Below are 13,134 nucleotides of genomic sequence, written 5' to 3'. Positions count from 1 at the left end.
CCGTCGACAGCATCACCGAAAGGACTCGCCATGCTTGCGCAGATCATTCTCTTCGACGGGTTCGACCCGCTCGATGTCATCGCACCGTTCGAGGTGCTCAGTGCGGGGTCGGATGCCCTGGGTGGGGCGATCGACGTTCGCCTCGTCGGCCTCGAATCGGCCGGCCCCGTGACCAGCGGGACCCGAGGCCTCGAACTCAACGCCACGCATGTCCTGGAGCCCGAGGCACCCGGCATGGTGATCCTCCCGGGCGCCTCCGGTCCGACCGTGGGCGACCCCGATCTGGTCAGGACCATCCCGGTCATCCTCGCGGGCCTCGCGGGCACCGCCCTCCCCGACCTGATCCGCCGTGCGTTCGCGGCGCCCGACACGCTCGTCGCCACCGTCTGCGGCGGGGGGCTTGCCCTGGCGATGGCGGGCCTGCTCGAGGGACGCACGGCTGTGACACACACTCTGGGCAATGACGTGCTGGAGGCAACGGGCACAACCGTGGTGCGGGCCCGGGTCGTCGACGACGGCAACCTCGTCAGCGCCGGCGGCGTCACGTCCGGGCTGGATCTGGCCCTGTACCTCCTCGAGCGTGAGTTCGGCCCGCGCATCGCGTACGCCGTTGAGCAACTCTTCGAGTACGAGCGTCGCGGCACGGTGTGGCGGGCGCAGGGCCATGCCGCACTCACCGTCTGATCGAGACCCCGACCACGACGACATCCCGCACCAAGAAAGAGACACTCTTATGAGCACCCTTCCCGGCACCTGGAGACTCTCCATGCGCACCCCGATCGGCACGATGCACGCCACCATGACCTTCGACAACGTGGAGGGCACCTGGACCGGCAGCGCCGTCGGCGGAGACGGTGGACCCGCCATCCCGCTCCGCGACATCCGCACAGAGTCGACAGCTGATGGCGAACACGTCACCTGGTCGCAAACCATCACCACCCCGCTGAGGCTCAACCTCGACTTCGACGTCGTGGTCGACGATGAACGTATGACGGGGCACTCGCGGGCCGGCAGACTGCCGCGAACCGCGGTGTCGGGCACCCGCGATCCGGCTCGATGACCGAAACGACCATCCGGGCGGTTCGGGCCGCACGTCGTATCCGACGCCGGGCCGGCCGGTGAGGGCCGGCCCGTTCTTCCGACGTCCGCCTGCACTGACCGCTGAGGCCGCTCAACAGGCCGTGGCCGAGGGCGCGGTCATTGTGGACGTCCGTGGCGATCGGGAATGGGCGCGCACGCACATCCCCGGATCGGTGCACATCCCGCTCGCCGAATTGTCCGCTCGCGCCCTCGAGCTTCCCGAGGACCGCCTGCTGATCGCCTTCTGCACGGGCGGGCTCCCGTCCACGGGAGCCGCGAACATGCTCATCGAACTCGGCTTCGAAGCGGCCAGCATGTCCCGCGGGCTGATCGGCTGGCGCTCCATCGAGGGCCCGCTCGACACGTACTGAGAGACGGGCCCACTGTCTTTCTCGATCCGCCGCTGCGCCAGACCGGCGCTTTCGGAAAACGGCCGGAGTGTGGTTACCTGGCCATATCCGGGTGCGGCAGGCATCGATGCGGGACAGATCCTATACGCAAAAAAACCGCCTGAGCAGGGATTTACCTTGTGCTGGGGTACCTCGACTCGAACCAACAACAAATGATAGCGATCTCGGCTGTGCCACTCCCCCGCAACTGCGGCGGACTTCCGCGGATTTCCGCGGTTTTCATGGGGTCAAGTGCACGCGCTGGCACGGTCGAATACGGGCTAATTCTGGTCACGCAGCGAGGTACCTGGTTCGTTTCTGGTCACGATTTGTAAGGGGTGGCGCGCCCTCCCATGTCCCGCATCGTGACCTTCAGCACGACCCCCAGTTCGCAACCAGAGTCATGGCGTTCCACTGCACCGCGGCTCGAAGCAGTCAGCAGAGGCATCTCAGGGAGCTTGGTATCGCACGGCTGAGTCTTGACGCCAGCTCATTGCTCTCGTCCTCGCCAGATTATTCACCCGTCGAGCCCGGATGTGCTTTACTTTCCATCATCGCGCAGCCGACGCGGCTGAAGCCGATGCCCCGACATCGACGAGGTATCGAAGGGACGTCGCGTGACTCCATATCCACACACCGTCGGAATCCTCGTCTTCGACGGGATGAAACTCCTCGATTTTGCCGGGCCTGCTGAGGTATTCGCAGAAGCAAACAATTTCGGCGGCCACTACCGGATCAGCATGGTTTCCATCGATGGACGCGACGTGCGTACCTCAATGGGCCTGGCCCTCCCTGTCGACCTCGCCGCTTCAGACGCGGGAAGCTTCGACACAGTACTCGTCGCCGGCGGTGAAGTCTTCCCCGCTGGTCCCGTCTCGGACAGTCTGGCATCCGGTGCGTTCGATTTGTCGCAGCGGGCGACTCGAACGGGGTCAATCTGCACGGGCGCATTCGTCTTGGCAGCGGCCGGGCTGCTCGAGGGCAAACGAGCGACGACGCACTGGCAGCACGCCGCAGAGTTGGCCGTTCGCTACCCCGGCATTCGAGTGGAACCTGATGCGATCTTCGTGAAGGACGACAGTACGTATTCGTCGGCTGGCGTGACTGCGGGAATCGATCTCGCTCTGGCTCTCCTCGAGGAGGACGAAGGGGTGGAGCTCGCGAGAAACGTCGCACGCTCGCTGGTCGTCTATCTGCAGCGAGACGGCGGCCAGTCACAGTTCTCCGGAGCGACGGTAGAGCAGGTGCCGCGTGCATCGCTACTCCGCACCGTCATCGACGTGGTGAGAGCCGATCCTGCCGCCGAGTATTCGACCAGTGTCCTTGCGGAGATCGCCCGGATTAGCCCTCGCCATCTCTCTCGCCTGTTCCAAGCAGAGTTGGGAATGACCCCTGGAAAGTACGTCGAGGTCACCCGTTTGAACCGGGCAAAGCAGCTGCTCGATGACGGGCGAAGTGTCACCGAAGCCGCCGAGGCTTCGGGATTCGGCAGTTCCGAGACGTTGAGGCGAGCCTTTGTGCTGCACCTCGCTATCCCGCCGTCCAAGTACCGAGGACGTTTCTCCTCGGCCGCCGTGAAGGTTCGGCGGTAGCGCCGTCAATTGGCTCTATTGCGGCATGTTCTCAGCGCCGAGCTTTGACGAGGCCCGTGAACGTTCTCGCTGTTCCTGCAGTGCGCGCCGGTAGACGAGGTCCCAGTCCTTCGACACCGCAATGTTCAACTTCTCCGATTCCTCGATGGTGATCTCTGGAGGAAATCCGAAAGTGTCGGAGAGCATGAAAATGTCGGCCCCGGTGAGCGTTCTGCCCTGAAACCGAGCGAGCGCGCGCAGGCCGCCGTCGAGTGTCCGGCGGAACGCCTTCTCCTCCCGGCGCAGAGTCGCGAGAATCGCGTCCCCACGCTCCACTGTTTCCGGATACGCCCGCGCGTAGATGGCGCCCAGTTCCGCGACGAGGGGCGCGAAGAACTGCTCGCGCAGCCCGATTGTTCTCGCGGTTGTGATGGCTCGACGAATCAACCGTCGCATCACGTAGCCTCGTTCTTTGTTCGCGGGTATGACGCCGTCGACCGCCAAGAAGTACGCTCCTCGCACATGGTCAACTATCACGCGCATGGGCCCGGGGGCAGCCGCGTAGGTGGTGTCGGACAGCATTTCGACGACCTTGAGCAACGGTGCGAGCACGCTGACCGCGTACACGTCGGGTACGCCCAGGGCGGCGGCGGCGATGCGTTCCAGCCCGCCGCCGAAATCCACGATTCGCCGGTTCAGCGGAGAGAAAGTACCGTTCTCTTCACGCTGATACTGCATGAAGACCTGATTCCCGATCTCGAGGAACCGGCCTCCGTCGCTCGCCGGATGGGCAAGTCCGTAGCTCGGATCCTGGTGCTGCGGGCCGAAGTCGTAGAAGACTTCGCTGTCGGGTCCACACGGGTCGCCGATGGGTGTCGACGAGAGATTCCCGCCGCGACTCCACCAATTCTCGTCGGCATCGTAGAAGAAGATGCGTTCGTTCCCCATGATCCCTCGGGCATCTCCCGCGGCAGCCGAACCGATCTGCGCGATTCCGGCGTCGATACCCCGTGACGCGAATGCTGCCTGCCAAATGAGAGCGGCCTCGTCATCTCGGGGGATGTTGTGGTGAGGGTCACCGATGAAGCAGGTGACATACAGGCGATGTGGGTCGAGACCGACGACGTCGGTGAGGAATCGGAAGAAGGTGTCGATCTGATGCTGCTTGAAGTAGTCGCCGACGCTCCAATTGCCCAGCATCTCGAAGAAGGTCGTGTGTCGCTCGTCTCCGACCTCGTCGATGTCCTGGGCTCGAAAGCAGGGCTGGCTATCGGTGAGCCTGGTGCCCCGCGGATCAGGTTCGCCGAGAAGGACGGGAAGCAGCTGCTGCATACCGCTGCCGGTGAACAAGGTGGTCGGGTCCGTCGGGACAAGACTCGACCTGGGGATGCGTTCGTGTCCGGTGCTCTCCATATGGGTGAGGAACGCTGCTCGAATGTCGTCGGCGTCCATGGCGGTCACTGCTCGGCCGACAGATCGTGTGCAAGTCGTTCCATGAATCCGCTCAGCTTCGCCGGCACGTCGCGATGGATGTCGAGGTCGAACAGGTCGGAGAGCACGTGCGGGTCACGGTAGCCGATGTACGTGGAACCGTTGTCGTCCCAGACCAGCATCCGAAGCGGGAGATCGATTCCGGCTCTCGGATCGTCCTGCATCACCCCCGTACCCACGGCCGGGTCGCCGAAGAACACGACGACTTCATCGGCTAGCTCCAGGCCCACCGCCCGCGCTCCTGCGGCGTGATCGATGATCGCGAGCACTGCCACGCCTCGTCGCTCCAACAGCTCGCGGAGTCGAGCGGTCGCGTCAGCGACGCTGCCATGCACCCGTAGTGTTTTCAGTTCCTCGCCCATCGGCGCGTTCTCCTCAAAGTCAATGTGTCGCGCTCCAGTGTCCCGCCGCCTTTCCGACGGCGGAACACTGCAGTACTAGCTCGCGAGGAAGCGCAGCAGGTTTTCGTTGACCTCGGCGGCGTGGCTCCAGCCGAAGCCGTGTGGCCCGCCTTCGATCTCCACGTAGTCGCTCTCGGGGAACGCCTTGTGGAAGGCGCGCCCGGTCGCGTCGATCGGGAGGATGCGGTCGAGCACACCCTGCATGATCAGGCTGCGAATCCCGGTCGCGCGGATCTTCTCGATATCGCCGCGGAAGTCTTCGTGCCAGGACGGCACGACAGCGTAGGCCGCGATCAGCGAACCGCCGGTTGCGACGTTCCAGCTCCCCTGAACGACCTCGGGGCTCACGCGGGTGCCGAGGTTCTCATCGAGATTGTAGAAGTTCTCATAGAACGACGTGTAAAACGCGTACGGGTCAGCTTGCGCGCCCGCAGCGATGCCGTCGAAAACCTCCTGCGGGAGCCCGGTGGGGTTGTCGTCGGTCTTGAGCAGGAACGGCTCGATCGGCGCCAGAAACGCGATCTTCGCCAGGCGGTCGGTGCCATAGGTCGCCGTGTACCGGCCGACCTCGCCAGTGCCCATGGAGAAGCCGACGAGCAGCACGTTCTTGAGGTCGAGGGTCGTGAGGACAACGTCGAGGTCGGCGGCGAAGGTGTCGTAGTTGTAGCCCTCGCTCGGCTGGCTGGACTTGCCGAAACCGCGGCGGTCATAGGTGATCACCCGGTAACCTGCCTCGAGAAGTGCACGGGTCTGCGGTGCCCACGAGGCCCCGCTGAGAGGGTAGCCGTGGATGAGCACGACAGGCTGGCCGCTGCCGTGGTCTTCGTAGTACAGGTCGATCGACGTGCTGTTTTCGGTGCCGACGGTGATGACTGACATGGTGTTCCTATCCGCTAGAAGAAAGGTTCTCGCTGTGGCCCGCTCTGGGTCGGGCCGTATATTCAGTCTGAAGATGCCCGGCCTCAGCCGCCCCGCGTCTCCGGCCAGACTGCCCTCGAATACGGACATGATTCCAATTCGATGTAGCTGCCTGTAGTGCGACGCAACATCGAAGTTTTGAGCTGACGAAGCCCGTGGCACCGGTATCCGCCTATAACGCCACAACGGGCCAGTCGTTTTCGACCCGGGCCAGGACGTTGAAGTAGTTCGTCAGCACATTCAACGCCAGATTAGCCACCAGTTCCCCGATCTCCTGGTCCGTCACCCCGGCTTCGCGGGCCTTCGCGATCGTGTCCTCAGCCACATCCCCGGCATTCTCCGCGATCGCGCTGGAAAGCGTCAGCAGCGCGGCAACGTGGGGGTTGGTCGAGTCGCTGCGTCGTGCGGAATCGAGTTCATCGGCGGTCACCTTCGACACGTTGCTGCCGATGTAGGTGTGTGCGGAGAGGCAGTATTCGCATCCGTTCAGCTGGGCGGTCGCGATCGCGAGGCGGTCACGAACGGCGGCCGGAAGGGTGCCGGAGCCCACGGCGGCAGACAAAGCGAGGTAGCTCTTGAGAAGTGCGGGGCTGTTCGCCATGACCTTGGTCATGTTCGGCACGCGGCCGAGGCCCTTCTGCACCTGCGCGAGCAGGTCTTTGGCGACGCCCGTGGCGTCCTCGGGCTGGATGGGGGCGAGGGTGGCGGTGGTGACCGTCATGTGGAGCTCCAATGGTTCTGATGGTTGATGGGTGAATGAAAAATGCGGCAATCGTCGGAGCGATCAGCATCCGCCCGAGGTCAACGGGACTGCGGCCGGTGTCAGGCCGGCCGGTTCACAAGCTCGGCGTGCGGTTCTCGGACGACAACAACCAGGCGTGCTGCTCGAGCTGGGCGATCGTGCCGTTGAGCAGGTCCGCGGACACCGGATCCTCGTCGTCGACGGCTGAGTGCACGGCGCGGGCATTTGCCACGATGGTGTAGATGCGTTCCGAGATGAGGTCGATTGTCTGCCGAGTGGTCACCTCGCCCCGAGGATAGGCCCGCAGTCCGGTCGTCTCGGCCACCGTCGAGCTCAGCCCGTCGGGAATTCCGCCAACCGCACGCATGCGCTCGGCTACGCCGTCCGCGGCGTCCCGGGCCGTCGACACAATCACGTCGAGCTGCCGGTGCACGTCGGGGAAGTTCGGCCCGACGACGTTCCAATGCGCCTGCTTGCCCTGGAGGTTCAGTTCGATCAGATCCACGAGCACCGACTGCAGACTGCTCAGCAGGGTGCCGCTGGCGATGAATCGTGGGGTGCTCGACAGCGGGATGTCGACGATGTGCTGGTTCTGGGCGTTGGGCATCTGGTGGCTTCCTTCCTGAAGCGGTACCCCAGTTTTGCGACCGCTGCGACGACCCGCCCCGCCAGGGCAGACATGAAGCCAACGGTTTGGGACAACTGACCAGAAGTGCTCAGGCGGCAGGTTTTATCGTTCCCGACATCGGGGAGAACCGGCCTCGATATTTAGACGGTGGGATCGCCAGGTGAGCGATGAAGGCACGCCGGAGCGACTCGGATGTGCCAAAGCCCGAGTACTGGGCCACATCCGTGACGCTCATTCCGGTATCCAGCAACGCCTTGGCCTTATCGAAGCGGATCAGCTCGACGTACCTGCCCGGAGTGGTCCCGAGTTCGTCATGGAAGAGACGGGTGAGGTGGCGTGGGCTCACCTGCGCGATCGCCGCCAGCCGGGTCACGGTGTACTCGGCGGCCGGGTCGGCGTTCACAATGTCCACGACACCGCGCAGCAAGGCCGTGCGGGGCGCCGGGCCCTGCAGGGTCGCGGAAAACTGGGATTGTCCTCCGGCGCGCTGCATGTAAACGACCAACGAGCGAGCGACGGTCCGGGTGAGTCCGTCGCCTTCGTCTTCCTCCAACAGCGCGAGGGCGAGATCGATTCCGGCGGTGACTCCGGCGGATGAATATGTACTCTGATCCCGAACGAAGATGGCATCGGGTTCTACCTGTGTTGCGGGATACCGCAGTGCGAGTTCTCGAGTGTGCTTCCAGTGCGTGGTCGCCCGCTTGCCGTCCAGCAGTCCTGCCGCCGCCAAGACAAACGCACCGGTGCAGATTGACGCGGTGCGCGACGCCCTGTCGGCAAGGTGGAGCGCTGCGCCGGCGAGGGATTCTGGGACGGGGCGTGCCGGGAACACCTCGCCGCCCGCGACCAGGATGGTATCGAAACGACCGGCGTCGTTGGCGGAAGCATCGACTGGCACACGCATGCCGATGGAGGATCGGACATCGCTGCCGTCGGTGGACACCATGCTGATGCGGTAATTCGCCCCGGAAAGGTTCGCCTCAGTGAACACTTCGGCGGGCCCAGCCATGTCGAGAAGTTTCATTCCGTCGAAGACGAGAATCCCGACTCTATGAGGTGCGGCAGACACGGAGAGGCCCTTCGTAGATGTCCGATTCAGTGGGATTCGAGCCCCGCACGGTGGGGCGCGGACGCCCGCGGGTCGGCACGCTTGAGGCAAGTACAACACAATCCCGTGACGCCGCATGATCGCGTCGCCCGGCCAACCAGGAGAAGCACATGACACAGACCATCGCCGGCATCGCCATTCCCGACAGCTCCCTTGCCGTCGAAGCCACCGAATTGGTGCGCGATACGACCAATGAACTCATCTTCAACCACTCCCGCCGGGTGTTTCTCTTCGGTAGTCTGCGCGCGCAGGCGCTGAATATCAGGCCGGAACCCGAGCTGTTATATGTCGCTGCGCTGTTCCACGATCTCGGACTGGTCGCCCCGTACAAGAACGTCACCCAACGCTTCGAATTGGATGGTGCCGGGCACGCCCGCGAGTTCCTCACCTCGCACGGCATCTCCGACGCCAACGCGGATGAGGTGTGGACCGCGATTGCCCTGCACACCACGCCTGAAGTTCCGTACCGGATGAGCCCGGTGATCGCGGCGACAACGGCCGGGGTTGAGGCCGATGTGCTCGGGATCAACCTCGGCTCGCTCTCAGAGAGCCAGATCGGCGCCATCACGGCCGCGCATCCGCGTCCGGACTTCAAGAAGCGCATTCTGCAGGCGTTTTTCGACGGCTTTTCCGACCGCCCGGACACAACTTTCGGCACCGTCAACGCCGACGTTCTGGAGCATTTTCGAGCCGACTTCCGGCACATCGACTTCGTCGACGTGATCCGTGACTCCGCCTGGAGCGAATAGCGCCAGACACTCACACTAGGCGGGCTACGTCCTTCGCCTCGATCCGCCGGTCACGTACTGACCGGCGGATCGAGGCTTATGCGGGGCGCACTCCCCCGACGGGTTCGTGTTATTCGCGGAGAAAATGTGGTGTGAAGGTTCGGGAGGTGACCTTCCAGCCGTCGGCGGTACGGCGGTAGTGGTCGGTGCCAGTGCCCATCGCGAAGGGGACGGTAGTCTGCCCCTCCGGGGCCCCGGCCAAGTAGGCGGTGATGTACATCGTGCCGACAGCTTGGTCAGGTCCCTCAGCCGTGAACCGGAAGTTTGTCAGGACGTGGCGTACCCCGGGTATGGGGCTATCCGTGTCCATCATCTGCCCCCAGCTGCGGATGGCGGCGTGTCCGACGTTGGGTTCGCCCAGGGTCGCGATCCAGCCGTCTTCGGTGAAGAGCTCCGGGAGCGTTTCGGCTTGGCCGATGTCGACGCGCCAGGCGACTTCGAGGGCGAGGCGCGTGAGTTGGATGTGGTCGGAATCAGCGACGAGGCTGCCGATCTGTTCTAGAGGCATGTCGATCTTCTTTCTCAGCGAGGGGTGGGTCTAGGCGGAGAGCTGCTGGAGGAACTGCGGAACGCCTACTTCGGCCCAGTGCTCGGCGAGTTTGCCGTCCTGAACGCGGTCGAAGGTGGTTCCAGTAAGGGTGGCGGTCCGTCCGCTGGAGGGCACGCCGAAGAACTCTCCGCTCTGCCGGGCAGTGACGGCCCATCGGGTCGCGACCATGTCGCCGTCCTCGATCTGATCGACGACGGTGACCTTGATGTCCTCGAACGCGGCATGGAGTGCTTTTTCGGCCTCCAACCAACTCTGCCGCGTGAATTCGTATCCCGACGACGGGTGGATGACGATATCGTCCGCGACGTACTGGCGCCAGGTCGCGTCCAGATCGCCGCGCCCCCAGCTCTCCCAGAATTCGCGGGCAATGGTCTTAGCAGGCGTGGTTGTCATGATGCTTCTCCTTGATGTGCTTGGTCGTATTGGTGTGGTCAGGTTGAGCCCACAGGCACTGAGTACCCGTCGGATTAGGGTGCGGCTGCCGCTCAGGTGTTTGCGGGGAAGTCGGTGCTCTCGGAGACCGCCCGGCCCGCATCGAGTTGACTGAGCTGGGAGGTGAGTGCGGCGTGGATTGCCGAGTAGGCGTCGCTTCCCAGGACCAGACGCTCAGGGGCGGGTGACTGCACCGACACGGCGATGATCGCTTCTGCGACGCGGGCCGGGTCTCCCAGGGCGTCGCCGGTGAGGTTGCCACCGGCAGCTTCGATGTACTGCCGTACGTGGCCGACGGGAGTGTCGGCGTAGGCCTCGATGGGCGCGGCGATGGTGAGTGCCGCGCCAAACGCGGTGCGCACATTTCCGGGCTCGACCAGGGTGATGCCGATGCCGAACGGGGCGACCTCGCCCATCACCGACTCGGTGAACCCTTCGATCCCCCACTTGGAGGCGTGATACATGCTGCCTCCGGTGCTGGTGATCTGGCCACCCATTGTGGACATCTGGATGATCCGACCCCCACCTTGGGCCCGGAGGTGCGGGAGGACGGCCCGGATGAGCTGGATCGGCGCGACGAGGTTGAGCGCGATCTGTTGCTCGATCGCGATATCGTCGAGCTCTTCGGCGGCTCCGAATGCTCCTGCTCCGGCATTCGAGAAGATGACATCGATCTTTCCCAGATCAGTGAATGCCCGGTCTACGGCGTCGCGCAGGGCGCGCGTGTCGGTGACATCGACCGGCGCCACCCACAGCTTCCCCGGGTACGTCTCGGACAGTTCGTTGAGGGTTTCTGGCCGGCGAACGAACGCAGCCACACGGTCCCCCTGCTCCAACAATCTCGACGTAACGGAACGACCGATTCCGGATGACGCCCCCGTGATGAGCCACGTTCTCATGTTTCTCTCCCTGCAAAGTCACTAATCCAACTGGATGGTTTATTTAACGTACAGCCTGTGTGCGTTCATGTCAACCGAACGTTTGGTTTAGAATTCGGGCATGTCCTACGACTCCGCCGCAACACGCGCCCGCCTGCTGGATGCCGCATATGAGGAGTTCGCCGATCGAGGATTTGCCGGTGCGCGAGTGAACCGAATCGCATCAGAGTCAGGCGCGAACAAGCAGGCGATCTATCTCTACTTCGCTTCTAAAGAGGGATTGTTTGACGCCGTCCTGGAAGACCGCCTGGGCGTGCTGGCCGACTTGGTCCCCTATACCCCGGAGGACCTCACGGGCTATATCGGCGCCCTCTTTGACCACATGGTTGAGCATCCCGAACTAGTCCGACTCACGCAGTGGAAACAGCTAGAGCGGCCTGACGCCACAGACATGGAACTGAACTCCCATGTGTCGAAAGCGCAGGCTCTCGCTCGAGCGATGGGCGTCGACGATACCCGCGGCATGGACGCTCTCATGCTTACTCTCGCCATGGCGCAAGCCTGGAATACAACGAGCCCGTCAGTCCGATCCATGAACGAACCAGCAGAACTGCGTCTTCGGCAGCATCGCGCCTCGCTTATGACCGGGGTTGCGGCCGTCATCGACGCCCTTCAGTAACGTACCGAGTCGGGGTGTCGGCTCAGAGCAGCTGCGCTGACGGCCCGACACCGGGCACGCTGGTTCGGTTACGAGCGGCGAGCAATGCAGCGGATCGTACGGCGATACTCCCGATAAGCAGTGTGACCAGTCCGATGGCGAGCCAGGCCCACGCTGCGTGTCCGGGGCCGCCCCACAAGGCGAGCCAGTGCACCGCGTAGGTTCCACTGGACGCAGCAGTGAAGGTGAAGGCCCAGAACCCGAGGGTGAAGGGCAGTCGCCAGTATGCGCCCAGCATCATCAATTGCACGAGAATCAGCACGACGAAGGTTCCCAGCAGCATCGTCTCCACCAGATCGATGCGTCCGCCGTTCACCGCGAACCAGGCGTTGCCGGCGACGGCCGGCGGTGCAGAGAAGATCGCGAACGTCGGCAGGAGCGCGGCCGGCGGAACCGGTCGGAACGCTATCCGTGCCAGGATGATCGTGCCGAGCACCAGCCAGAAGAGGATGCCCACGGCGATGGCGGCCTCGCCCAAGAGGGTCCAGCCGAAAGTGCCAGCGCTCTGCCCGACGATGAAGGCCGCCGCGACGGTGGGTAACAGGTACCCGGCATGGATGGCGTCGATGCTTCGCTCGCGCAACGCCAACTGGGCGAGAAACCAGGCGCCGAAAAGGAGCCCGAAGGCCATGAATACTGCCGTGGCGACCCGTCCTGCCGTGGGGAGCTGCTGCGAGTAGTGCGTGCAGATGAGCATCGCCGACGTTGGGGCGAGCGACGCGAAAGCCCCCTGCACCGGGTCGCGCAGGTCGGCGCGGATGCTGCCACCACAGTTGCGGGATCGCCAGAGGTAGTTCGCGACGACCGCGATCCATGCCGCGACCGCGAGTATCCAGAGCCCCTCGGCGATGAGCGTAGGCGCGAGCGAGGTCACGCCGGCCATGGTCCAGGTGCCGGCGAGGCCGGAGAGCCCGAACGGGATGCCGAGACTACTGAGGGGGGCCCGGGCGGCGTCGCGGGCGGTTAGCCGCGGGGCGGATGTCATGCGCATGTCTCCTCGCGGGCGGATCAGGCGTGAGGGCGGCCTGCCCATCACATCGTCATGCATCCCACAGGTCTACGGTACGCGGAGTAAGCCAGGACCTTTGTCACAAGCCGGCACCGGGGACAAGTCTGACGTCAATCTAGTGCGTACCCCTTTGGACACCCCACCCCTTCACGACAACCGCTCCTTCACGCCGACACTATTTTGAACGAGCGACCGACCGCAGATTTTACTTCTTCTACTTCGTTCTCGGCGCTTAGGAGCTCACCAAGCGGCGCAAAGAGGCAGGTGGAAGAGCAGGGTGATCCTGCTGAAAGACGCGAGGGTTCGGTACCCGGGTGATTGGTGTTGCGACATTGGAACGCACTCATCTCGAACTATAGAAGGGGTCAAGCCTGGATCGAGTCGGTCAGCGCAGCGCTCGCTGCCGGCATGTACGGGGCCACCGGCGGCGA

Annotated in this window: 16 protein-coding genes; 6 read left to right on the top strand and 10 right to left on the bottom strand. The window is 64.0% G+C overall.

Going from position 1 to position 13,134, the window contains the following annotated elements; genetic code table 11:
- Positions 1 to 30: 30 nt before the first annotated feature.
- From DOE79_RS19815 to DOE79_RS19800, 4 genes are all read left to right on the top strand, one after another.
- Positions 31 to 684, top strand: coding sequence for a DJ-1/PfpI family protein (locus DOE79_RS19815; RefSeq protein ID WP_120339971.1), 654 nt, complete (start codon positions 31 to 33; stop codon positions 682 to 684).
- A 49-nt stretch (positions 685 to 733) separates the two neighbouring features.
- Positions 734 to 1,060 (top strand): hypothetical protein, encoded by a 327-nt coding sequence (locus DOE79_RS19810; RefSeq protein WP_120339970.1) that lies wholly within the window; start codon positions 734 to 736, stop codon positions 1,058 to 1,060.
- Positions 1,061 to 1,202: 142 nt separating this feature from the next.
- The gene (locus DOE79_RS19805; RefSeq protein WP_245977033.1) at positions 1,203 to 1,451 is read left to right on the top strand and encodes a rhodanese-like domain-containing protein; all 249 of its coding nucleotides are present in this window, start codon (positions 1,203 to 1,205) and stop codon (positions 1,449 to 1,451) included.
- A gap of 680 nt (positions 1,452 to 2,131) precedes the next feature.
- Positions 2,132 to 3,061 carry a GlxA family transcriptional regulator gene (locus DOE79_RS19800; protein WP_120340455.1) on the top strand — a complete coding sequence of 310 codons (930 nt, stop codon included), beginning with the start codon at positions 2,132 to 2,134 and terminating at the stop codon, positions 3,059 to 3,061.
- Between the two features lie 15 nt (positions 3,062 to 3,076).
- On the opposite strand, the gene DOE79_RS19795 is transcribed toward DOE79_RS19800, so the two are convergent.
- The 6 genes from DOE79_RS19795 to DOE79_RS19770 form a co-directional block, all read right to left on the bottom strand.
- Positions 3,077 to 4,492, bottom strand: coding sequence for an alanine--tRNA ligase-related protein (locus tag DOE79_RS19795; RefSeq protein ID WP_120340454.1), 1,416 nt, complete (start codon positions 4,490 to 4,492; stop codon positions 3,077 to 3,079).
- A 5-nt stretch (positions 4,493 to 4,497) separates the two neighbouring features.
- On the bottom strand, positions 4,498 to 4,893 hold the full coding sequence (locus tag DOE79_RS19790; protein WP_120339968.1) for a DUF302 domain-containing protein: 396 nt from the start codon (positions 4,891 to 4,893) through the stop codon (positions 4,498 to 4,500).
- A 75-nt stretch (positions 4,894 to 4,968) separates the two neighbouring features.
- A complete protein-coding gene (locus DOE79_RS19785; RefSeq protein WP_120339967.1) occupies positions 4,969 to 5,811 on the bottom strand; it encodes an alpha/beta fold hydrolase in 843 nt (280 codons plus the stop codon).
- A 211-nt stretch (positions 5,812 to 6,022) separates the two neighbouring features.
- Complete coding sequence (locus DOE79_RS19780; protein ID WP_120339966.1) at positions 6,023 to 6,571, bottom strand: carboxymuconolactone decarboxylase family protein; 549 nt, start codon at positions 6,569 to 6,571, stop codon at positions 6,023 to 6,025.
- A gap of 115 nt (positions 6,572 to 6,686) precedes the next feature.
- Positions 6,687 to 7,199: a Dps family protein gene (locus DOE79_RS19775; protein WP_120339965.1), complete on the bottom strand. Its 513-nt coding sequence runs from the start codon at positions 7,197 to 7,199 to the stop codon at positions 6,687 to 6,689.
- Between the two features lie 109 nt (positions 7,200 to 7,308).
- Positions 7,309 to 8,244 (bottom strand): GlxA family transcriptional regulator, encoded by a 936-nt coding sequence (locus DOE79_RS19770; RefSeq protein WP_245977032.1) that lies wholly within the window; start codon positions 8,242 to 8,244, stop codon positions 7,309 to 7,311.
- Positions 8,245 to 8,438: 194 nt separating this feature from the next.
- On the opposite strand from DOE79_RS19770, the gene DOE79_RS19765 reads away from it, so the two are divergent.
- Positions 8,439 to 9,077: an HD domain-containing protein gene (locus tag DOE79_RS19765; protein WP_120339963.1), complete on the top strand. Its 639-nt coding sequence runs from the start codon at positions 8,439 to 8,441 to the stop codon at positions 9,075 to 9,077.
- Between the two features lie 109 nt (positions 9,078 to 9,186).
- Here DOE79_RS19765 and DOE79_RS19760 read toward each other — a convergent pair whose 3' ends face one another.
- The 3 genes from DOE79_RS19760 to DOE79_RS19750 form a co-directional block, all read right to left on the bottom strand.
- A complete protein-coding gene (locus DOE79_RS19760; RefSeq protein ID WP_120339962.1) occupies positions 9,187 to 9,624 on the bottom strand; it encodes a nuclear transport factor 2 family protein in 438 nt (145 codons plus the stop codon).
- 30 nt (positions 9,625 to 9,654) lie between these two features.
- Positions 9,655 to 10,059 carry an ester cyclase gene (locus tag DOE79_RS19755; RefSeq protein ID WP_120339961.1) on the bottom strand — a complete coding sequence of 135 codons (405 nt, stop codon included), beginning with the start codon at positions 10,057 to 10,059 and terminating at the stop codon, positions 9,655 to 9,657.
- Between the two features lie 92 nt (positions 10,060 to 10,151).
- Positions 10,152 to 10,997, bottom strand: coding sequence for an SDR family oxidoreductase (locus DOE79_RS19750; RefSeq protein WP_120339960.1), 846 nt, complete (start codon positions 10,995 to 10,997; stop codon positions 10,152 to 10,154).
- 100 nt (positions 10,998 to 11,097) lie between these two features.
- Between DOE79_RS19750 and DOE79_RS19745 the strand changes: the two genes are divergently transcribed.
- Entirely contained in the window at positions 11,098 to 11,655 is a 558-nt protein-coding gene (locus DOE79_RS19745) for a TetR/AcrR family transcriptional regulator (protein WP_120339959.1), read from the top strand.
- Positions 11,656 to 11,677: 22 nt separating this feature from the next.
- Here DOE79_RS19745 and DOE79_RS19740 read toward each other — a convergent pair whose 3' ends face one another.
- Positions 11,678 to 12,679 carry an SLAC1 family transporter gene (locus DOE79_RS19740; RefSeq protein WP_162942860.1) on the bottom strand — a complete coding sequence of 334 codons (1,002 nt, stop codon included), beginning with the start codon at positions 12,677 to 12,679 and terminating at the stop codon, positions 11,678 to 11,680.
- Positions 12,680 to 13,134 lie beyond the last annotated feature (455 nt).

It is taken from the genome of Cryobacterium soli (assembly GCF_003611035.1).
Taxonomy (GTDB): Bacteria; Actinomycetota; Actinomycetes; order Actinomycetales; family Microbacteriaceae; genus Cryobacterium; species Cryobacterium soli.
The sequence above is the reverse complement of the archived record's forward strand: the minus strand, read 5'-3'. Positions and strand labels throughout refer to the sequence as shown.

Bases quoted from the DNA above. Each gene is read 5' to 3' on its own strand.
- DOE79_RS19765 (WP_120339963.1), top strand. From the start codon at position 8,439: ATGACACAGACCATCGCCGGCATCGCCATTCCCGACAGCTCCCTTGCC.
- DOE79_RS19815 (WP_120339971.1), top strand. From the start codon at position 31: ATGCTTGCGCAGATCATTCTCTTCGACGGGTTCGACCCGCTCGATGTC.
- DOE79_RS19790 (WP_120339968.1), bottom strand. From the start codon at position 4,893: ATGGGCGAGGAACTGAAAACACTACGGGTGCATGGCAGCGTCGCTGAC.
- DOE79_RS19780 (WP_120339966.1), bottom strand. From the start codon at position 6,571: ATGACGGTCACCACCGCCACCCTCGCCCCCATCCAGCCCGAGGACGCC.
- DOE79_RS19800 (WP_120340455.1), top strand. From the start codon at position 2,132: ATGAAACTCCTCGATTTTGCCGGGCCTGCTGAGGTATTCGCAGAAGCA.
- DOE79_RS19755 (WP_120339961.1), bottom strand. From the start codon at position 10,059: ATGACAACCACGCCTGCTAAGACCATTGCCCGCGAATTCTGGGAGAGC.
- DOE79_RS19775 (WP_120339965.1), bottom strand. From the start codon at position 7,199: ATGCCCAACGCCCAGAACCAGCACATCGTCGACATCCCGCTGTCGAGC.
- DOE79_RS19740 (WP_162942860.1), bottom strand. From the start codon at position 12,679: ATGACATCCGCCCCGCGGCTAACCGCCCGCGACGCCGCCCGGGCCCCC.
- DOE79_RS19750 (WP_120339960.1), bottom strand. From the start codon at position 10,997: ATGAGAACGTGGCTCATCACGGGGGCGTCATCCGGAATCGGTCGTTCC.
- DOE79_RS19745 (WP_120339959.1), top strand. From the start codon at position 11,098: ATGTCCTACGACTCCGCCGCAACACGCGCCCGCCTGCTGGATGCCGCA.
- DOE79_RS19795 (WP_120340454.1), bottom strand. From the start codon at position 4,492: ATGGACGCCGACGACATTCGAGCAGCGTTCCTCACCCATATGGAGAGC.
- DOE79_RS19760 (WP_120339962.1), bottom strand. From the start codon at position 9,624: ATGCCTCTAGAACAGATCGGCAGCCTCGTCGCTGATTCCGACCACATC.
- DOE79_RS19810 (WP_120339970.1), top strand. From the start codon at position 734: ATGAGCACCCTTCCCGGCACCTGGAGACTCTCCATGCGCACCCCGATC.
- DOE79_RS19785 (WP_120339967.1), bottom strand. From the start codon at position 5,811: ATGTCAGTCATCACCGTCGGCACCGAAAACAGCACGTCGATCGACCTG.
- DOE79_RS19770 (WP_245977032.1), bottom strand. From the start codon at position 8,244: ATGAAACTTCTCGACATGGCTGGGCCCGCCGAAGTGTTCACTGAGGCG.